Genomic DNA, 15,229 nt, shown 5'->3' with positions numbered 1-15,229 from the left:
ATGAGCGCCCAGACCGAGACGCAGGAAGCCGAAGTTCAGAGCGACGGCCCGCTGCTCGACCTTACCGACGCCGGCGTCAAGAAATTCATCAAGCAAGCCAAGGCCAAGGGCTATGTGACGATGGAGGAGCTGAACAAGGTCCTCCCGTCCGAAGAGGTGACCCCCGACGCGATCGAGGACACCTTGGCGATGCTGTCCGAGATGGGCGTGAACGTCGTCGAGGCCGAGGAAGACGCCGAGCAGAAGGACGGTGAGGGCGGCGAAGTCGCCGAGCGCGCCGAGACCTCTGTCGCCGAGACCCCGGCCAAGGCCGCCTATGACCGCACCGACGACCCGGTGCGCATGTACCTGCGCGAAATGGGCTCGGTGGAGCTGCTGTCGCGCGAGGGCGAAATCGCCATCGCCAAGCGGATCGAGGCCGGCCGCGATGCGATGATCTCGGGTCTTTGCGAAAGCGCCCTGACCTTCGAGGCCATCATGGTGTGGCGCGACGAACTGGCGAACAACCGCATCCTTCTGCGCGAGGTCATCGACCTGGACGCCACCTACGGCGTCCTGAACCCCTCGTCCCTGCCGCACAACCAGCCCCCGGCCGGCGAAGCGGCTGAGGAGGAAGAGGAAAAATCCGGCGAGGAGAAGCCGGAGGGCGACGACGATGACGACGACTTCGATGACGGCGGCGGCATGTCGATCTCGGCGCTGGAAGCCGAGCTGCGCGACGGCGTCATGGAAGTGCTGGACGCCATCGCCTCGGACTTCGGCGGTTTCCGCAAGCTGCAGGACAAGCTGGTCGAGGCCCGCCTGAAGGGCGAGGTTCTGACCGCCAAGGACCAGAAGGCGTACGACACCCTGACGGCGACCATCTCGGGCCGCCTGAAGACGATGAAGCTGAACAACAACCGCATCGAGGCGCTGGTTGAGCAGCTGTACGCGATCAACAAGCGTCTGATGGGTCTGGAAGGCCGCCTGCTGCGTCTGGCCGACAGCTACGGCATCTCGCGTCCCGAGTTCCTGAAGGCCTATTTCACCAAGGAGCTGGACCCGAACTGGGCGAACGACGTCAAGGAAATGGGCGTCCGCTGGACCAAGTTCAGCGACAACGAAGCCAGCCAGATCGCCTCGATCCGCGCCGACGTCGCCGCCGTGGCGACCGAAGCCGGCCTGCCGATCGACGACTATCGCCGCATCGTCCAGACCGTGCAGAAGGGCGAGCGCGAGGCCCGTCAGGCCAAGAAGGAAATGGTCGAGGCCAACCTGCGCCTCGTGATCTCCATCGCCAAGAAATACACCAACCGCGGCCTGCAGTTCCTGGACCTGATCCAGGAGGGCAACATCGGCCTGATGAAGGCGGTCGACAAGTTCGAGTACCGCCGCGGCTACAAGTTCTCGACCTACGCCACCTGGTGGATCCGTCAGGCGATCACCCGCTCGATCGCCGACCAGGCGCGCACCATCCGCATCCCGGTGCACATGATCGAGACGATCAACAAGATCGTCCGCACCAGCCGCCAGATGCTGCACGAGATCGGCCGCGAGCCGACCCCGGAAGAACTGGCCGAAAAGCTGGCCATGCCGCTGGAGAAGGTGCGCAAGGTCCTGAAGATCGCCAAGGAGCCGATCTCGCTGGAAACCCCCATCGGGGACGAGGAAGACAGCCACCTGGGCGACTTCATCGAGGACAAGAACGCCGTCCTGCCGATCGACGCCGCCATCCAGTCGAACCTGCGCGAGACCACCACCCGCGTGCTGGCGTCGCTGACGCCGCGCGAGGAGCGGGTCCTGCGCATGCGCTTCGGCATCGGCATGAACACCGACCACACCCTGGAAGAGGTCGGCCAGCAGTTCTCGGTGACGCGCGAGCGGATCCGCCAGATCGAGGCCAAGGCCCTGCGCAAGCTGAAGCACCCGTCGCGGTCGCGGAAGCTGCGGTCCTTCCTGGATAGCTGAGACTGACGAAGGGGCGGTTCGAAAGAGCCGCCCTTTCTCTTTGCGGACTCGCTGTGTCGTGATCCCCCGCTCCCGCAAATCACCCTAGCGTCCGGCCCATGCGCGCCCTTCCGCCGATCCTGACCGTCGCCCTGCTGCTGGCGAGCTGCAGTCCGATGCTGCCCGAGCGGCGGCCGACGACCGCCTATCCGACACCCTATTCGCCCACTGAGGCGCCGCTGGTCGGGGCCCTGATCGATCAGCCCATCGGCGGCGGCACCCGGGCGGCGGTGATCCGCGAGAGCGCCGAGCTGACCCAGTGCATGGCGCAACTGACGGCGGCGCGGGTGACCTTCCGCCCCGTGCCGGACAAGGGCGATCCCCAGAGCTGCGGGCTGGTCTCGGGCGGGGTGCTGGGGGCGGACATGGGCACGGTGGCGCGGATGACGCCGGGCGATGTCGAGATGACCTGCCGCACGGCCCTGGCGCTGAGCGTCTGGCGGCGGCAGTCGCTGGAGCCGGCGGCGCGCGAGATCCTCGGCTCGGACGTGGTCCAGATCGATCACTTCGGCGCCTACGCCTGTCGCAATGTGAACAACGGCGGGGTCAGCAACCGCATCAGCGCCCACGCCCAGGCGGCGGCGGTGGATGTCGCCGGGGTGCGGCTGAGGGACGGGCGGCGGATCAGCCTGAAGGCCGACTGGTTCGGCGGCGGCGAGGCCGAGCAGCGCTTCCTGCGCCGCATCCGCGACGACGCCTGCCGCATCTTCGGCACCACCCTGAGCCCCGACTACAACGCCGTCCACGCCGACCACCTCCACCTCGAGGCGACCGACACGCGGTTCTGCCGGTAGGTCTGCCGGATAGGAATTGGACGACGGATTTCCGGTGATTCCGACGACGGCGATGTGTGATTTCGAAGACGCGGGATACCGGTGCGTCCGTTTTTGACGCAGGCGCATGCTCTGATGCCGCCATGGACCACTATCGCCTTCGAAAGTATCGCGGCCCGGAGACCTGGAAACGGGTTCGCGCGGCCTATGAGGCGGGGGAGAGCGGACCGTCATGCGCGCGGCGGTTCGACGTCGGTCTGGCCAATCTGCGCAAGAAGGCGCGACTGGAAGGCTGGAGCCGCAGTCATCAGGCCGAGCGCGCGGATCGGGCGTTGCCGCAGGAGAGCGAGGCCGCCGACCGGGACTTCCCGGATGACGATCCCATGCCGGTCAACCGGCGCGAGGCGCTGGAGGCCTGCCTGGACCACGCCGCCGTGGCCATGACGCGCGGCGACAGCCAGAAGGCGCTGGCGGCCCTGAAGGCCGCGCTGGCCTACGCCGACATGACGACCAAGCTGGGCAAGGTCGATGACCCGACCGGAATGAAGCGCGGCCGCGACGCGGCGCTGGCCGCCCTGCGGGCGCAGGGGGTGATGCCGTAGGGGGAGGGCTGGCGGCGACGCACGCCGACAGGCGGAGATCGACGTCGCGCCGACCTTCCGCCAGAACCCTCGCCCGAGGTTCAGGCCCGCTGGCGGGCGACCGAGACGATGCGGCTGGAGAAACACTGGGGCGAGCGCGCCTTCCGCATGGCCCGGGACCTGCTGAGCGACACCGGCTACGACGTGGCCGACAACTGGGCCCTGGAGGCCCCGCGCTGGCGCGCCCGGGTGCTGGGCCCGGATCAGGCGCGGCGGGATTTCCTGCGCGGGGTGAGGGGCGGCTGGGCGAGGCGGTACTGGGACGGGGAGGGGGTGTTGCTGCCGCCGGAGCCGGGGGAGGAGCCCGAGGCGCGGATGTGGCGGCAGCATGGGCGGTAAAGGGGGCACGGCGAAGACTGACCCGGGGCGACCGGGCCATCGAAATTCGCTTCTGACCGGCAAGGCGAAGTTCGGCGTTCGACCCATTGCGGACGTTCCACGTGTGCCTCAAGCTGGACCTTATGAAGTCGAGCCGCCTCTGCCTGATAATCGCGTTCGGCTGTCTTCAGACTGCTGCCTGCAATGACGATTACCCTCTACCCGCCGCACCTCATCAGAACATCACGGTACTCGACGGCGACAGCTTGGTTTTCGAGGGGCAGTGGATTCGAGTTAGGGGCATTGATGCCCCGGAGTTGGGGCCTTGGGCCAGATGCTGGGCGGAAGCGGGCCTAGGCGGTGCATCACGCGACGCCCTCGAAAGAGTGATCTATTCCGAAGGGCCGTGGCGATTGGTTCAACCCAGCCAAGCGGACGAACGTGGCATGGTCGTAGCGGCCCTCGCCAACGAAGACGGCGAAGACCTTGCGGATTACGTGGGCGTCTACGGCTATGCAGCTAACACTGACGGCAAGTGGGATTGGTGTGGATTAGACGCTGACCTCCATTCTCCATCTGAGGACGAGCCCCGCCCACATGGTCCAAACCTGTGGTGGCCGACAAACCACATGTTCGATGAGCGGGCGGGCGACTGAGGTCCGCTACCCACCCGTTGCGGACGTTCGACGCGGATGCAATCGTCGGCCCCATGCGAAACATATTGAGCGGGATCGTCGCCTCCACCTTGGTGGGCGTCTCCGTGGTTGCCTGCGCACCGCCCCGTCAGCCTGTCGATCTTGAAATCGATCTCGGTGCGACGTCGGGTCGGCGTTGCGTGGTGATCTACGAACTACAACGACGCGCACCCTTCGGCATGGCGACTTACTGGCCAGTTCATCTGGAAGAAGCAGACAACGCTGGCCGATTGCGGGTGTCAAAACCCCTTTGCCCCAACCTGAAGGTCGGCGCCTTGGGCGGTGCTGAGGAAGTCATCAAGCATGAGGGAGGGCGGAAAGTCGTCGTTCTGGACGGCGATGCCGTCGATGCGCCCTGTGAAGCGCCAAGGCTGAGTGAGGAGATCTTCCTGCTTGAGCAGCAGCTCCGCGACCCTGATCCAGTCAGATGCGAACAATGAGTCGAGAGGCCGCGTAAGGGCGCAGTGTCCGCTCACCAGCCATAGCGGACATCCAAAGCGTCCGCTGATCCAACCGCCGCCCCCCGCGTTGACTCCGCCTCACACCCTTGAGGACAAGCCGGATGCGCGGGGAGCTGGAGACCTATCGGAAGAAGCGGCGGTTCGGTGAGACGCCGGAGCCGAAGGGGGCGAAGGGGCGAAAGGCGAAGGGCGCGCCGCTGCGGTATCTGATCCAGCGGCATGCGGCGACGCGGCTGCACTATGACTTCCGCATCGAGTTCGACGGCGTCCTGAAATCCTGGGCCGTGACCAAGGCGCCGTCGCGCGATCCGGCGGTGAAGCGGCTGGCGGTCGAGGTCGAGGACCATCCCCTCGACTACGGCGGGTTCGAGGGGACCATCCCGTCCGGCAACTACGGCGCCGGGACGGTGCAGATGTGGGACGCCGGGACCTGGACCCCGCAGGCGCCGGAGACGCTGGAAGCCGACTTCGCCAGGGGCTCGGTGAAGATGTGGCTGGACGGCGAGCGGCTGAAGGGCGGCTGGGCGCTGGTGCGGCTGAAGTCGGATCGCGGCAAGCCGTCCAAACGGAACAACTGGCTGCTCATCAAGGAGAAGGACGAGCAGGCCGTGCCCGGCGAGGGCGACGCCAATATGGAGATCGACGCCTCGGTCACCACGGGCCGCAGCCTGGCCGAGATCGCCGAGGGACGGAAGCAGTGGACCGCGTCAAAGCCGGTCGCGCGCAAGGGGCCGGCGAAGCCGAAGGCGCGGGCGGCGGTGACGGCGAAGGCGAGAAAGCCCCACGCCTTCATCCCTCTGCAGATGTGCAAGCCGGTGGACTATCCGCCCGGCGGCGCCGGCTGGGTGCATGAGATCAAGTTTGACGGCTATCGCCTGCAGGTCGCGACCGGCGGCGGGCGGGCGACGGTGCGGACCCGCAAGGGGCTGGACTGGTCGGCGAAATTTCCGGAGCTGGCGGAGGATGCGGCGCGCTGGCCGGACGCGGTGATCGACGGGGAGCTGTGCGCGCTGGACAGTGAGCACCGGCCCGACTTCTCGGCCCTGCAGGCGGCGATCTCGGACGGGAAGACCGGCGGGCTGGTCTATTTCGCCTTCGACCTGCTGTTCGAGGGGCCGGAGGATCTGCGGGGGCTGCCGCTGTCGCATCGCAAGGCGCGGCTGCAGGCGTACATCGACCGGATCGCCAAGGGCGCGCGGGGGCGTATCCGCTATGTCGACCATTTCGGCTCGAGCGGACAGGCGGTGCTGCTGAGCGCCTGCCGGATGGACCTGGAGGGGGTGATCTCCAAGAAACTGGACGCGCCCTATCGCGAGGGCCGGTCGTCCAGCTGGGTGAAGTCGAAATGCCGGGGCGGGGACGAGGTGGTGATCGGTGGCTGGACCGCCGAGGGGAACCGCTTCCGCTCGCTGATCGTGGGGGTGAAGGACAAGGGCGGGCTGCGTCATCTGGGGCGGGTCGGGACGGGCTATTCCGCCGCCGTGCTGAAGACGCTGGAGCCGGCGCTGAAGGCGGTGGCGACGGACAGGAGCCCCTTTGTCGGCAGGGAGGCGCCGAAGCGCCGCGCCGGGCCGCACACGGTGCACTGGGTGAAGCCGGTGCTGGTCGCCGAGGTCGAGCACGGCGGCTACACCGACAGCGGCACGCTGCGGCAGGCGGCGTTCAAGGGGCTGCGGCAGGACAAGCCGGCCGCCGAGGTGACGGAGCGTCCGCAGGCTCCGGCGAAGCCGAAGGCGGGCGGCAAGGCCGCGCCCATCACCGTCCCTGGCGAAAAGGCCGCGAAGGGCAGGGTGGTCGTGGCCGGGGTGACGATCTCCAGCCCGGACAAGGTGCTGTGGCCCGCGGCGGACGGACGGCCCGCGATCACCAAGGCGGAGCTGGCCCGCTACTATGAGATGGCGGCCGACCGCATCCTGCCGCATGTCGTCGACCGCCCGGTCTCCATCGTCCGCGCGCCAGACGGGATCGAGGGGCAGAAGTTCTTCCAGCGTCACGCCATGCCGGGCTCCAATCCCCGGCTGAAGCTGATCGAGGTGGGAGAGCGAAAGCCCTATGTGGGCGTCACGGACGTCGGCGGTCTGGTCGCCATCGGTCAGGCGGGCGGGCTGGAGCTGCATCCGTGGGGTTGTCGGCCCGACGATCCGGAGACGCCGGAACAGGTGACCTTCGACCTTGATCCGGACGAAGGCCTCGACTTCGAGGACGTGATCGCCGGGGCGAAGGCGGTGAAGACGAAGCTGGAGGCGCTGGGCCTGACGCCGTTCGTGAAGACGACCGGCGGCAAGGGGCTGCATGTCGTGGTCCCGATCCGCTCGGACGGGCGCAGTCGGATCGAATGGGACCAGTGCAAGGCCTTCGCTAGGGCGGTGTCGGAAGAGGTGCGCCGCGACGATCCGGACCGCTTCACGACGACCCTGGCCAAGAAGGCGCGGGGCGGGAAGATCTTCATCGACTATCTGCGCAACGGGCGGACGGCGACGGCGGTGGCGCCCTGGTCGCCCCGGGCGCGCGCCGGCGCCGGGATCGCCTTTCCCCTGTCCTGGGGGCAGGTCCGCAAGGGCCTCGATCCGCGCGCCTTCACCCTGCATGAGGCGGCGGCGCTGCTGAAGAAGCCGGACCCGTGGGCGGACTTTCGCGAGGCGGAGGCTTCGCTGCGTCCCCTGCTGAAGCGGTTCGGCGTGGGCTGAGGGTCAGGCGGCCTTCTTGCGGGAGGCGGGCTTCTTCGCCGGAGCCTTCTTCGCGGCCGCCTTGGCGGCGGGCTTCTTGGCCGAGTTCTTCGCCGTCTTCTTCGCGGGTGAGGCCGAGCCCTTCAGGCTGTTCCGCAGCGCCGCCATCAGGTCGATGACATTGGTGTCCTCGGGCTCGGGCGCCTCGACCAGCCGCTTGCCGCCCTTGGTCTTGGACTTGATCAGGGCCTTGAGCGCGTCGTCATAGCGGTCCTTGAAGGTGGTCGGATCGAAGTCCGCCTCCTTCTGGCCGATGATGCGGGTGGCGATCTCGACCATGTCGGCGTCGGCCTTCACCTTCGGGATGTCGTCGAAATAGTCGCCGGCGTCGCGCACCTCGTCATGCGCCCGCAGGGTCCAGGCCAGCAGGCCCTTGTCGCGCACCTCCAGCGCCAGCTGCCGCTCCTTGCCGCGCAGAACCAGCGAGCCCAGCGCCACCTTGCCCTGTTTCTTCATGGCGTCGCGGATGACGACGAAGGCTTCGATCCCGGCGCCCTTCTCGGGCATGACGAAGAAGGGATCGGCCCAGTAGAGGCGGTCGATTTCGGCCTCGTTGACGAATTTGTCGATGGAGATGACCTTGGTGCTCTCCAGCTTCACCTTGTCGAAGTCGGCGTCGTCGAACAGGACGTATTCGTCCTTGGACACCTCATAGCCCTTCACCAGATCGGCCCGCTCGACCGGCCCCGCGTCCGGGTCGGTCGGGACCATGCGGATGCGGTTGTGGGTCTCGGGATTGATCAGGTGGAAGCGCACGTCATTGGCGCTGGTGGTGGCGGTGTAGAGGGCCACGGGACAGCTGACGAGCGACAGCTTCAGATGTCCCTGCCAGGTCGGGCGAGCAGCCATGGTCGAGCCTCCTTGAGGCCGACTCAACACCCGGCGGGGCGATCAGTTCGCTGACCGCCCCCGGGGATGCGCCGCGCCTCAGTGCTCGGCGATCTGCTCGAAGCCGCCGTAGATCATGCGCTTGCCGTCGAAGGGCGGGTTGCCGGCCATCATCCGCTCGTCCTGCATCAGCTTTTCCCAGCCGGCGTCGCGGGTCGCCTTGTCCGGCCAGGTGATCCAGCCGACCGCGACGGTCTCGCCCGCCTCGAGCGCGACCGAGCGCTTGAAGTCGGTCAGCTTGCCGTCCGGCACATCCTCACCCCAGGTCTCGGTCACCGACAGGGCGCCCGCCTCGCGGAACAGGGGCGAGGTGTCGGCGGAGTGTTTGAGATAGGCGTCCTTCTTGTCCGTCGGGACGGGAATGACGGTGATGTCGATGAAGGGCATGGGAGTCTCCGGAGATGAGGGCGCCCGGATCGGGCTCGGGTGAAGGGCGCGGGTGTCGCGTCTGTCTAACGCGCGATCGCCCGGATCGACAGCCGGCATAACGCGGGTCATTGTACGGTTAACCGTCGCGGGGCCGTCGCCATGATCAGCCTGGGTCACCTGAAGCATCGTCTGGGCCAGTACGGCGCCCTGTGGGTGGGAAGCTTCCTGCTGTCGGGCGTCGGTGTCTGGCTGGCGGCCCTGTTTCTGGATCTGATCGATGCGGCGGATCTGGTGCTGCCGGCGGCGATGCTGGGGGTGCTGCTGGCGCTGGGCGGTGGGTTGATCGCCAGCCTGATGTCAAAACAGACGCCCGGCACAAAGCTGGCGGTGCTCCTGCTGGCGGTGCTGCTGGTCCTGCCGCTGCTGTGGGCGCCGGTGTCGGCGGCGGTGCTGATCGCCTTCCTGGCGGACCGGTCGATCGAATATTCCGAGGCCTATGCCGCCTTCCAGATCGGGGTGGCGCGGCTGCTGTTCCCGATCAGCGAGGCCGTCGGCGACGGGGACCTGCTGGGCGGGGTGTGGACGGCGTTCCAGTGGATTTCCAGCGTGGTCGGCTTCCTGTCGGCGCTGACCAACATCTGGCCGTTCGTGAAGCGGCTGCTGGGGCCGGAGCCGGCCGAGGTCTGACCGTCAGGCGAGGATGTCGAGCAGGTTGCCGTACATCTGGTCGGCGGTCTTCAGGACCGAGACATTGGCCTTGAGCGCCACCTCGGCGCCGATGCGTTCGACGGTCTCGCCGGTGAGGTCGGCGAGAGGATCGCGGGCGGTGCGTTCGGCGCTGGCGGCGAACCGCGATGAGGCGTCAGCGACGCCGGCGGCGGCGATGGTGAAGACTTGCATGGCAGGCTCCCGTGAGACGCCAGTATGTCGGGCGGCGCCTTACCGGAGGCCTGACAGGCATGGTGAACGCTTGACCGCACGCCGTTCCGGGCGGAACGTCAGCGTATGACCCACCAGCCCGCACCCGGCGAACGCTACCAGTCGTTCAGCCACTTCTATCCGTTCTACATCCACGAGCACTCGAACCAGATCTGCCGACGGATCCACATCGTGGGGTCGGCGCTGGTGCTGGTGGCGCTGGCGCTGGCCATCGTCACCCTGAACCCCTGGTGGCTGCTGGCCATGCCGGTGATCGGTTACGGGTTCGCCTGGGTCGGCCACTTCTTCTTCGAGAAGAACCGGCCGGCGACGTTCAAATACCCACTGTGGAGCCTGATGGGCGACTGGCGGATGTTCTTCGAGACAATCACCGGCAAGCGGAAGTTCTGAGGGGCTTTTTGGTGCGCTAACGCTTGCGACGCGGTCGCTCGCTGCTTGAGCGCATGTTTCTGGCGCTAACGCTTGCCGCGCGGCGGCTCGCTGCTTGAGCGTGGGAAACCGCCGTTCAGGGGATCACTTTTCCGTCGCTGTCACGGGTGCGGTTGTTGCGGCATCCTATATGCGTTGCTCCATGTGAAAAGGAGCAGACTTCATGGCACTCACGGATCAGGCGATCATCGTCACGGGCGGGGCCAGCGGCATCGGCCATTCGGCGGCGCTGGAACTGGCGCGGCAGGGCGCGAACCTGATCATCGCGGACTTCGATATCGACGGCGCCAACCACACCGTGGCCGAGGTCGAGAAGCTGGGCGTGAAGGCCTTCGCCTACAAGGTGGATGTGTCGGATCCGGAAGCGGTCGAGGCGATGGTCGCCTTCGCGGTCGAGAAGCTCGGGACGCTGACGGGCGTGTTCAACAATGCGGGCATCTCGAAGGTGCAGTCGCTGCTGGAGATGGACCCCGCCTCCTATCGCCGGGTGATCGAGGTGGACCAGTTCAGCGTCTATTACGGGATGTATTTCGGCGCGAAGAAGATGGTCGAGCTGGGCGTGAAGGGGGTGATCGTCAACACAGCCTCGATCTACGGCTCGGTCGCGGCCAAGGGCAGCTTCAACTACAATGCGGCCAAGGCGGCGGTGATCGCCATGACCCGTTCGGGCGCGCTGGAGCTGGCCGAGCACGGCATCCGCGTCGCCGCGGTGGCCCCGGGCTTCATCGACACGCCGATGATGAAGAATGTGCCGGACGAGGCGCGCGCCGCCCTGGCCGCCCAGCATGTGACCAACAAACTGATCCAGCCGGAGAAGGTGGCCAGCGTGGTGGCCTTCCTGTTCAGCGATGCGGCCTCGGCGGTGAACGGCTCGACCGTGGCGGCCGACGATGGCTTCCTGGCCTTCAAGGTCTGAGGTCAATAACCCCGGCTCTAGCGAGCCGGGGTTATTGTTTTTTGGCGCTATCGCTCGGGAGCGCGGCCCCTCGCTGCTTGAGCGCATCCTTGGCGCTATCGCTCGGGGCGCGGCCCCTCGCTGCTTGAGCGCAAGAAAAACCCCGGCTCGCAGGAGCCGGGGTTTTCTGTGAGCGGGGCTCGAAAGACCTAGTTGGCGGCGCCGACGTTGCGGGCGGCTTCGGCCATCAGGGGGGCGCGGCTGGGGGTGTCGTCCCACGAGGGCGGGCAGCCGTCGAAGCGACCGGCGTCGGCGATGGTCAGGGTGCGCATGTTCAGGCGCATGGCCGGCTGCATCGAGCCGCGGCCGTGGCCGGTGTAGAGGTCGATCTTCTGGCCCTTGATCGCGCCGCCGGTGTCGGAGGCGTACCAGTAGCCGTCGTGCACGGTGCCGTCGGCCAGGCGCAGGCCGACCGTCTCGCGGATGAACAGCACGCTGCGGCGCGGAATGTAGCGGGGATCGACGGCGACCGTACGCATGGCGATCGGGCGGCAGCCCAGGCTGTCGTTGCCCGTCGCGCCGCCGCCGCCTGCGTGATAGAGGCGCGCCGAGGCGCTCCAGCGGGCGTCGCCGTCCATCAGGTCCTGTTGTTCGGCGGTCAGTTCGACCACAGCGCCGTCGTTGGAACCTTCGTCCGTCGCACCGGTTTGGTCCGTGCCCCACGATTGAGCCGAGGCGGCTTCGTAGGTGACCGGTTCGCCGGTGGTGTCTGCTTGCGCAGGGAAGGCCATCGCCCACATCAGGGCGAACGCGGCGGCAGTGCCGAACATAGGCGGACTCGCGGAATCACCGGCCCCAGACGCGTCCGGCGAGGGGCTTTTCGTTTCTAATTGTGTCAAAAGCCAGACCTGCGCGCGCGGGTGCGACCTCGCGTCCGGATGAGCGGGGGATAAGTCAGGCTTCTGGAGGGTCAAGCGGAACCGTGCTTGGATGATCCTGACAAGTCTGTAAGCTGTATTCGTAGATCAACAACTCTTTGCTGGCGCGAGATGCTTACTGTCTATGGCGATATTCGTTCGGGCAACTGTTTGAAGGTCAAGTGGTTGCTGGAATGGCTGGGGCGTGATTATCGCTGGATCGAAACTGATGTCACAACCGGTGTGACCCGATCCCCACAGTTTCTGGCCCTGAACCCCGCCGGGCAGACGCCGACCATTGTATTGGCGGACGAGCGGCCGCTGGCGCAGTCGAACGCCATACTTGTCCACATGGGCGAGGGGACGGCCCTGATCCCGGCGGACGCCTATGACCGCGCCCGGATGTTCGAATGGCTGTTCTGGGAGCAGTACAGCCACGAGCCCTGCATCGCCGTGGTGCGGTTTCAGCGCGCCATCGCGGGGCGGGCGGCGGAGGAGATTGATCCGCGACTGGTCGAGAAGGGCTACGCCGCTCTTGCACGGATGGAGGGCGGGCTGGATGGGCGCGACTGGCTGGCGGGGGAGGCGGTCTCGCTGGCCGACCTGGCGCTGGTCGCCTACACGCGGGTGGCGCATGAGGGCGATTTTCGACCTGACGCCCTACGCCAACGTCAGGGCCTGGGTCAGCCGGGTGGAGGCGGCGTTCGGCATCGCTTGAGACGCACGAACCGCTTTACGGCATGCGCGCGCCGCTCTAACGCCTGAGGCTTCACAGCCCGGACCCTGCCCCATGAAGCGCATCGCCCTCGCCGCCGCCGCCGTCTGCGCGCTGGCCGCCGTCGCCGTTCCCGCCGTCGTTCAGGCGTGGGGCAATACCGGACACCGGCTGATCGGCATCGCCGCCATGCGCGCCCTGCCCGAGGAAATGCCCGCCTTCCTGCGCACGCCGTCCGCCGCCGCCGATGTCGGCGAGCTGTCGCGCGAGCCGGACCGCTGGAAGGGCGCCGGCCAGCCCCACGACCGCGAGCGGGATACGGCTCACTTCGTCGATCTGGATGACAACGGCTTCGTCTTCAACGCCCAGGGGCCGTCGGTCGACAGCCTGCCGCGGCTGAAGTCGGAATATGACGCCGCCCTCATCGCCGCCGGGCTGGATGTCGATGACGCCGGCTACCTGCCCTACGCCATCTGGGACGCCTACCAGAACCTGGTGCGGGACTTCGCCTACTGGCGCGTGCTGAACGCCCAGGAGGCGCGTGAGACCGACCCGACCAAGCGCGCCTGGTATCGCGTGGATCGTGAGCGCCGCGAGGCCCTGATCCTGCGCGACATGGGCGTGCTGGGCCACTACATCGGCGACGGCTCGCAGCCGCACCACACCACCATCCACTACAACGGCTGGGACCGGAACACGCCGAATCCGGAAGGCTTCACTACCTCGCGCCAGACGCACAGCATGTTCGAGGGCGCCTTCACCGCCCGCGTCGCCCGTCTGGATCTGGTCGAGGCCGGGATGGCCCAGCCCAAGCTGGATGGCTTCGACATGCGCGCCCGGGTGCCCGCCTATCTGCGCGAGACCCTGTCGCAGGTGACGCCTTTCTATCGTCTGGAAAAGGCCGGCGGGTTCGCCGAGGGCGATGCGCGCGGGGCCGAGTTCACCGTCGCCCGCCTGTCGGCTGGCGCCTCGGAACTGCGTGACTTCTTCATCCTCGCCTGGCGGGACTCGGCCGATGACAACATCGGATGGCCGGCGGTGAAGGTGGCCGAGGTCGAGGCCGGGACCGTCGACCCCTGGCTGGCGATGCACGGCGAGGACTGATCGCGTCTTTCGCTGACCGATAGGGAGGGGTAGGGACGGCCCATGTCCGATCTGACCCCTCCCGTCGTCATCCTCGACAAGTCCCAGCTGGCCGACAACATCGGCGCGGTGGCGCGGGTGATGGCCAATTTCGGCCTGAGCGAGCTGCGTCTGGTCAGCCCGCGTGACGGCTGGCCGCAGGACCGGGCCTGGGCCACGGCCTCGGGCGCCGACTGGGTGCTGGACGGGGTGAAGGTGTTCGACACGGTGGCCGAGGCCATCGCCGACCTGAACACCGTCTTCGCCACCACGGCCCGTCCGCGCGAGACCCGCCAGCCTGTCCGCACCCCGCGCGAGAGCGCGCGGGTGCTGTATGACGACACCGCCTCGGGCCTGAAGACCGGCCTGCTGTTCGGCGGCGAACGCGCCGGGCTGGAGACGACCGACATCGCCCTGTGCGCGGGCATCACCACCATTCCGATCGACCCGAAGCACCATTCGCTGAATCTGGCGCAGGCGGTGGCGATCAACGCCTATGAGTGGCGCACCCTGATCCTCGACGCCCCGCCGCCGCGCTTCCGCGATCAGGCCCCGCCAGCGTCCAACGACCTTCTGGTCGGGATGTACGAACATCTGGAGACCGAGCTGGAGGCGGGCGGCTTCTTCTATCCGCCGGAGAAGAAGCGCTCGATGAGCCAGAACCTGCGCGTCATGCTGGGCCGCGCCGCCTTCTCCGAGCAGGAGGTGGCGACCTTCCGCGGGGTGATCCACGCCCTGTCGAAGGGGCGCGGACGGCTGCTGGCGAAGATGGCGGCGAAGACGGACGCGGCGTCCTCAAGCACCGAGCCGCCGCGCAGCGAGGGGTAGGGCAAGGATGAAGCTGATCCTGATCTATCCGCTGGCGGCCATTGCCGAGATCGCGGGCTGTTTCGCCTTCTGGGCCTGGCTGAAGCTGGACCGGTCGCCGCTGTGGCTGATCCCCGGCGTCGTCGCCCTGATCGCCTTCGCCTGGCTGCTGGCGCTGGTTCCGACCGAGGCGGCGGGCCGGGCCTTCGCGGCCTATGGCGGGGTCTATATCTGCTCGTCCCTGATCTGGATGGCGCTGGTCGAGAAGACCTCGCCGGACCGCTGGGACCTGATCGGCGGCGCGGTGTGTCTGATCGGCGCGGGGATCATCCTGTTTGCCCCACGGGGGTGAGTACGGTTGATCCGACTCCGGGAAGGGCGTAGACGCCGCCCCGTTGGGGAGTAGCCGCCGGCGCCCATAAAGGCCGGGTTCGCGTCAACATACTCGTGGCTTTAGGGCCCGTGGCGCGATCAGTGGACCTCGTGTCCGCCTGGCGAGACCAGCGTGCCTTGCGATCCCCAACCGGCGGGGACGTGAGCGCGCTGTC

The 15,229-nt window shown here is 67.5% G+C and carries 17 protein-coding genes; 13 read left to right on the top strand and 4 right to left on the bottom strand.

From position 1 onward, the window contains the following. The 6 genes from rpoD (at position 1) to ligD (ending at position 7,561) form a co-directional block, all read left to right on the top strand. The gene (rpoD, locus tag ACFQQC_RS09045; protein ID WP_376861786.1) at positions 1-1,947 is read left to right on the top strand and encodes an RNA polymerase sigma factor RpoD; all 1,947 of its coding nucleotides are present in this window, start codon (positions 1-3) and stop codon (positions 1,945-1,947) included. Between the two features lie 98 nt (positions 1,948-2,045). Further along, positions 2,046-2,780, top strand: coding sequence for an extensin family protein (locus tag ACFQQC_RS09040; protein WP_376861784.1), 735 nt, complete (start codon positions 2,046-2,048; stop codon positions 2,778-2,780). Between the two features lie 122 nt (positions 2,781-2,902). Beyond that, positions 2,903-3,361, top strand: coding sequence for a hypothetical protein (locus ACFQQC_RS09035; protein ID WP_376861782.1), 459 nt, complete (start codon positions 2,903-2,905; stop codon positions 3,359-3,361). Between the two features lie 108 nt (positions 3,362-3,469). Beyond that, positions 3,470-3,739, top strand: coding sequence for a hypothetical protein (locus ACFQQC_RS09030; RefSeq protein WP_376861780.1), 270 nt, complete (start codon positions 3,470-3,472; stop codon positions 3,737-3,739). Between the two features lie 700 nt (positions 3,740-4,439). Then, the gene (locus ACFQQC_RS09025; protein WP_376861778.1) at positions 4,440-4,853 is read left to right on the top strand and encodes a hypothetical protein; all 414 of its coding nucleotides are present in this window, start codon (positions 4,440-4,442) and stop codon (positions 4,851-4,853) included. A 122-nt stretch (positions 4,854-4,975) separates the two neighbouring features. Continuing rightward, positions 4,976-7,561 (top strand): DNA ligase D, encoded by a 2,586-nt coding sequence (gene ligD / locus ACFQQC_RS09020; RefSeq protein WP_376861776.1) that lies wholly within the window; start codon positions 4,976-4,978, stop codon positions 7,559-7,561. Between the two features lie 3 nt (positions 7,562-7,564). Here the strand turns inward: ligD and ACFQQC_RS09015 are convergent, their stop codons facing one another. Together ACFQQC_RS09015 and ACFQQC_RS09010 are read right to left on the bottom strand one after the other, a co-directional pair. Continuing rightward, on the bottom strand, positions 7,565-8,449 hold the full coding sequence (locus ACFQQC_RS09015) for a Ku protein (RefSeq protein ID WP_376861774.1): 885 nt from the start codon (positions 8,447-8,449) through the stop codon (positions 7,565-7,567). A gap of 78 nt (positions 8,450-8,527) precedes the next feature. Then, the gene (locus tag ACFQQC_RS09010; protein WP_376861772.1) at positions 8,528-8,875 is read right to left on the bottom strand and encodes a DUF1428 domain-containing protein; all 348 of its coding nucleotides are present in this window, start codon (positions 8,873-8,875) and stop codon (positions 8,528-8,530) included. A 141-nt stretch (positions 8,876-9,016) separates the two neighbouring features. On the opposite strand from ACFQQC_RS09010, the gene ACFQQC_RS09005 reads away from it, so the two are divergent. Then, positions 9,017-9,544, top strand: a complete 528-nt coding sequence (locus tag ACFQQC_RS09005; protein WP_376861770.1) for a hypothetical protein — start codon at positions 9,017-9,019, stop codon at positions 9,542-9,544. Between the two features lie 3 nt (positions 9,545-9,547). Here ACFQQC_RS09005 and ACFQQC_RS09000 read toward each other — a convergent pair whose 3' ends face one another. Beyond that, positions 9,548-9,757, bottom strand: coding sequence for a flagellar hook protein FlgE (locus ACFQQC_RS09000; protein WP_376861768.1), 210 nt, complete (start codon positions 9,755-9,757; stop codon positions 9,548-9,550). A gap of 105 nt (positions 9,758-9,862) precedes the next feature. Between ACFQQC_RS09000 and ACFQQC_RS08995 the strand changes: the two genes are divergently transcribed. Next, entirely contained in the window at positions 9,863-10,186 is a 324-nt protein-coding gene (locus tag ACFQQC_RS08995; RefSeq protein WP_376861766.1) for an Mpo1-like protein, read from the top strand. Between the two features lie 202 nt (positions 10,187-10,388). Continuing rightward, complete coding sequence (locus ACFQQC_RS08990) at positions 10,389-11,141, top strand: SDR family NAD(P)-dependent oxidoreductase (protein WP_376861764.1); 753 nt, start codon at positions 10,389-10,391, stop codon at positions 11,139-11,141. A 188-nt stretch (positions 11,142-11,329) separates the two neighbouring features. On the opposite strand, the gene ACFQQC_RS08985 is transcribed toward ACFQQC_RS08990, so the two are convergent. Next, positions 11,330-11,950, bottom strand: coding sequence for a 3D domain-containing protein (locus ACFQQC_RS08985; RefSeq protein ID WP_376861762.1), 621 nt, complete (start codon positions 11,948-11,950; stop codon positions 11,330-11,332). A 219-nt stretch (positions 11,951-12,169) separates the two neighbouring features. On the opposite strand from ACFQQC_RS08985, the gene ACFQQC_RS08980 reads away from it, so the two are divergent. Genes ACFQQC_RS08980 through ACFQQC_RS08965 form a run of 4 tightly spaced genes read left to right on the top strand, consistent with a single transcriptional unit; the run spans position 12,170 to position 15,033 of the window. Further along, positions 12,170-12,802, top strand: coding sequence for a glutathione S-transferase family protein (locus tag ACFQQC_RS08980; protein WP_376861760.1), 633 nt, complete (start codon positions 12,170-12,172; stop codon positions 12,800-12,802). Between the two features lie 25 nt (positions 12,803-12,827). After that, positions 12,828-13,856 (top strand): S1/P1 Nuclease, encoded by a 1,029-nt coding sequence (locus ACFQQC_RS08975; RefSeq protein WP_376861758.1) that lies wholly within the window; start codon positions 12,828-12,830, stop codon positions 13,854-13,856. Between the two features lie 42 nt (positions 13,857-13,898). Next, positions 13,899-14,702 carry an RNA methyltransferase gene (locus tag ACFQQC_RS08970; protein WP_376861756.1) on the top strand — a complete coding sequence of 268 codons (804 nt, stop codon included), beginning with the start codon at positions 13,899-13,901 and terminating at the stop codon, positions 14,700-14,702. A gap of 7 nt (positions 14,703-14,709) precedes the next feature. Then, positions 14,710-15,033 carry a YnfA family protein gene (locus ACFQQC_RS08965; RefSeq protein WP_376861754.1) on the top strand — a complete coding sequence of 108 codons (324 nt, stop codon included), beginning with the start codon at positions 14,710-14,712 and terminating at the stop codon, positions 15,031-15,033. Positions 15,034-15,229: the final 196 nt, after the last annotated feature.

This window comes from Brevundimonas sp. GCM10030266 (assembly GCF_042666595.1).
Classification (GTDB): domain Bacteria; phylum Pseudomonadota; class Alphaproteobacteria; order Caulobacterales; family Caulobacteraceae; genus Brevundimonas.
Note: the sequence above shows the minus strand (reverse complement) of the source record. Positions and strands in the feature narration are given on the sequence as shown.

Coding starts and splice junctions, on each gene's coding strand:
- rpoD (WP_376861786.1), top strand. CDS start 1: ATGAGCGCCCAGACCGAGACGCAGGAAGCCGAAGTTCAGAGCGACGGC.
- ACFQQC_RS09040 (WP_376861784.1), top strand. CDS start 2,046: ATGCGCGCCCTTCCGCCGATCCTGACCGTCGCCCTGCTGCTGGCGAGC.
- ACFQQC_RS09035 (WP_376861782.1), top strand. CDS start 2,903: ATGGACCACTATCGCCTTCGAAAGTATCGCGGCCCGGAGACCTGGAAA.
- ACFQQC_RS09030 (WP_376861780.1), top strand. CDS start 3,470: ATGCGGCTGGAGAAACACTGGGGCGAGCGCGCCTTCCGCATGGCCCGG.
- ligD (WP_376861776.1), top strand. CDS start 4,976: ATGCGCGGGGAGCTGGAGACCTATCGGAAGAAGCGGCGGTTCGGTGAG.
- ACFQQC_RS09015 (WP_376861774.1), bottom strand. CDS start 8,449: ATGGCTGCTCGCCCGACCTGGCAGGGACATCTGAAGCTGTCGCTCGTC.
- ACFQQC_RS09010 (WP_376861772.1), bottom strand. CDS start 8,875: ATGCCCTTCATCGACATCACCGTCATTCCCGTCCCGACGGACAAGAAG.
- ACFQQC_RS09005 (WP_376861770.1), top strand. CDS start 9,017: ATGATCAGCCTGGGTCACCTGAAGCATCGTCTGGGCCAGTACGGCGCC.
- ACFQQC_RS09000 (WP_376861768.1), bottom strand. CDS start 9,757: ATGCAAGTCTTCACCATCGCCGCCGCCGGCGTCGCTGACGCCTCATCG.
- ACFQQC_RS08995 (WP_376861766.1), top strand. CDS start 9,863: ATGACCCACCAGCCCGCACCCGGCGAACGCTACCAGTCGTTCAGCCAC.
- ACFQQC_RS08990 (WP_376861764.1), top strand. CDS start 10,389: ATGGCACTCACGGATCAGGCGATCATCGTCACGGGCGGGGCCAGCGGC.
- ACFQQC_RS08985 (WP_376861762.1), bottom strand. CDS start 11,950: ATGTTCGGCACTGCCGCCGCGTTCGCCCTGATGTGGGCGATGGCCTTC.
- ACFQQC_RS08980 (WP_376861760.1), top strand. CDS start 12,170: ATGCTTACTGTCTATGGCGATATTCGTTCGGGCAACTGTTTGAAGGTC.
- ACFQQC_RS08975 (WP_376861758.1), top strand. CDS start 12,828: ATGAAGCGCATCGCCCTCGCCGCCGCCGCCGTCTGCGCGCTGGCCGCC.
- ACFQQC_RS08970 (WP_376861756.1), top strand. CDS start 13,899: ATGTCCGATCTGACCCCTCCCGTCGTCATCCTCGACAAGTCCCAGCTG.
- ACFQQC_RS08965 (WP_376861754.1), top strand. CDS start 14,710: ATGAAGCTGATCCTGATCTATCCGCTGGCGGCCATTGCCGAGATCGCG.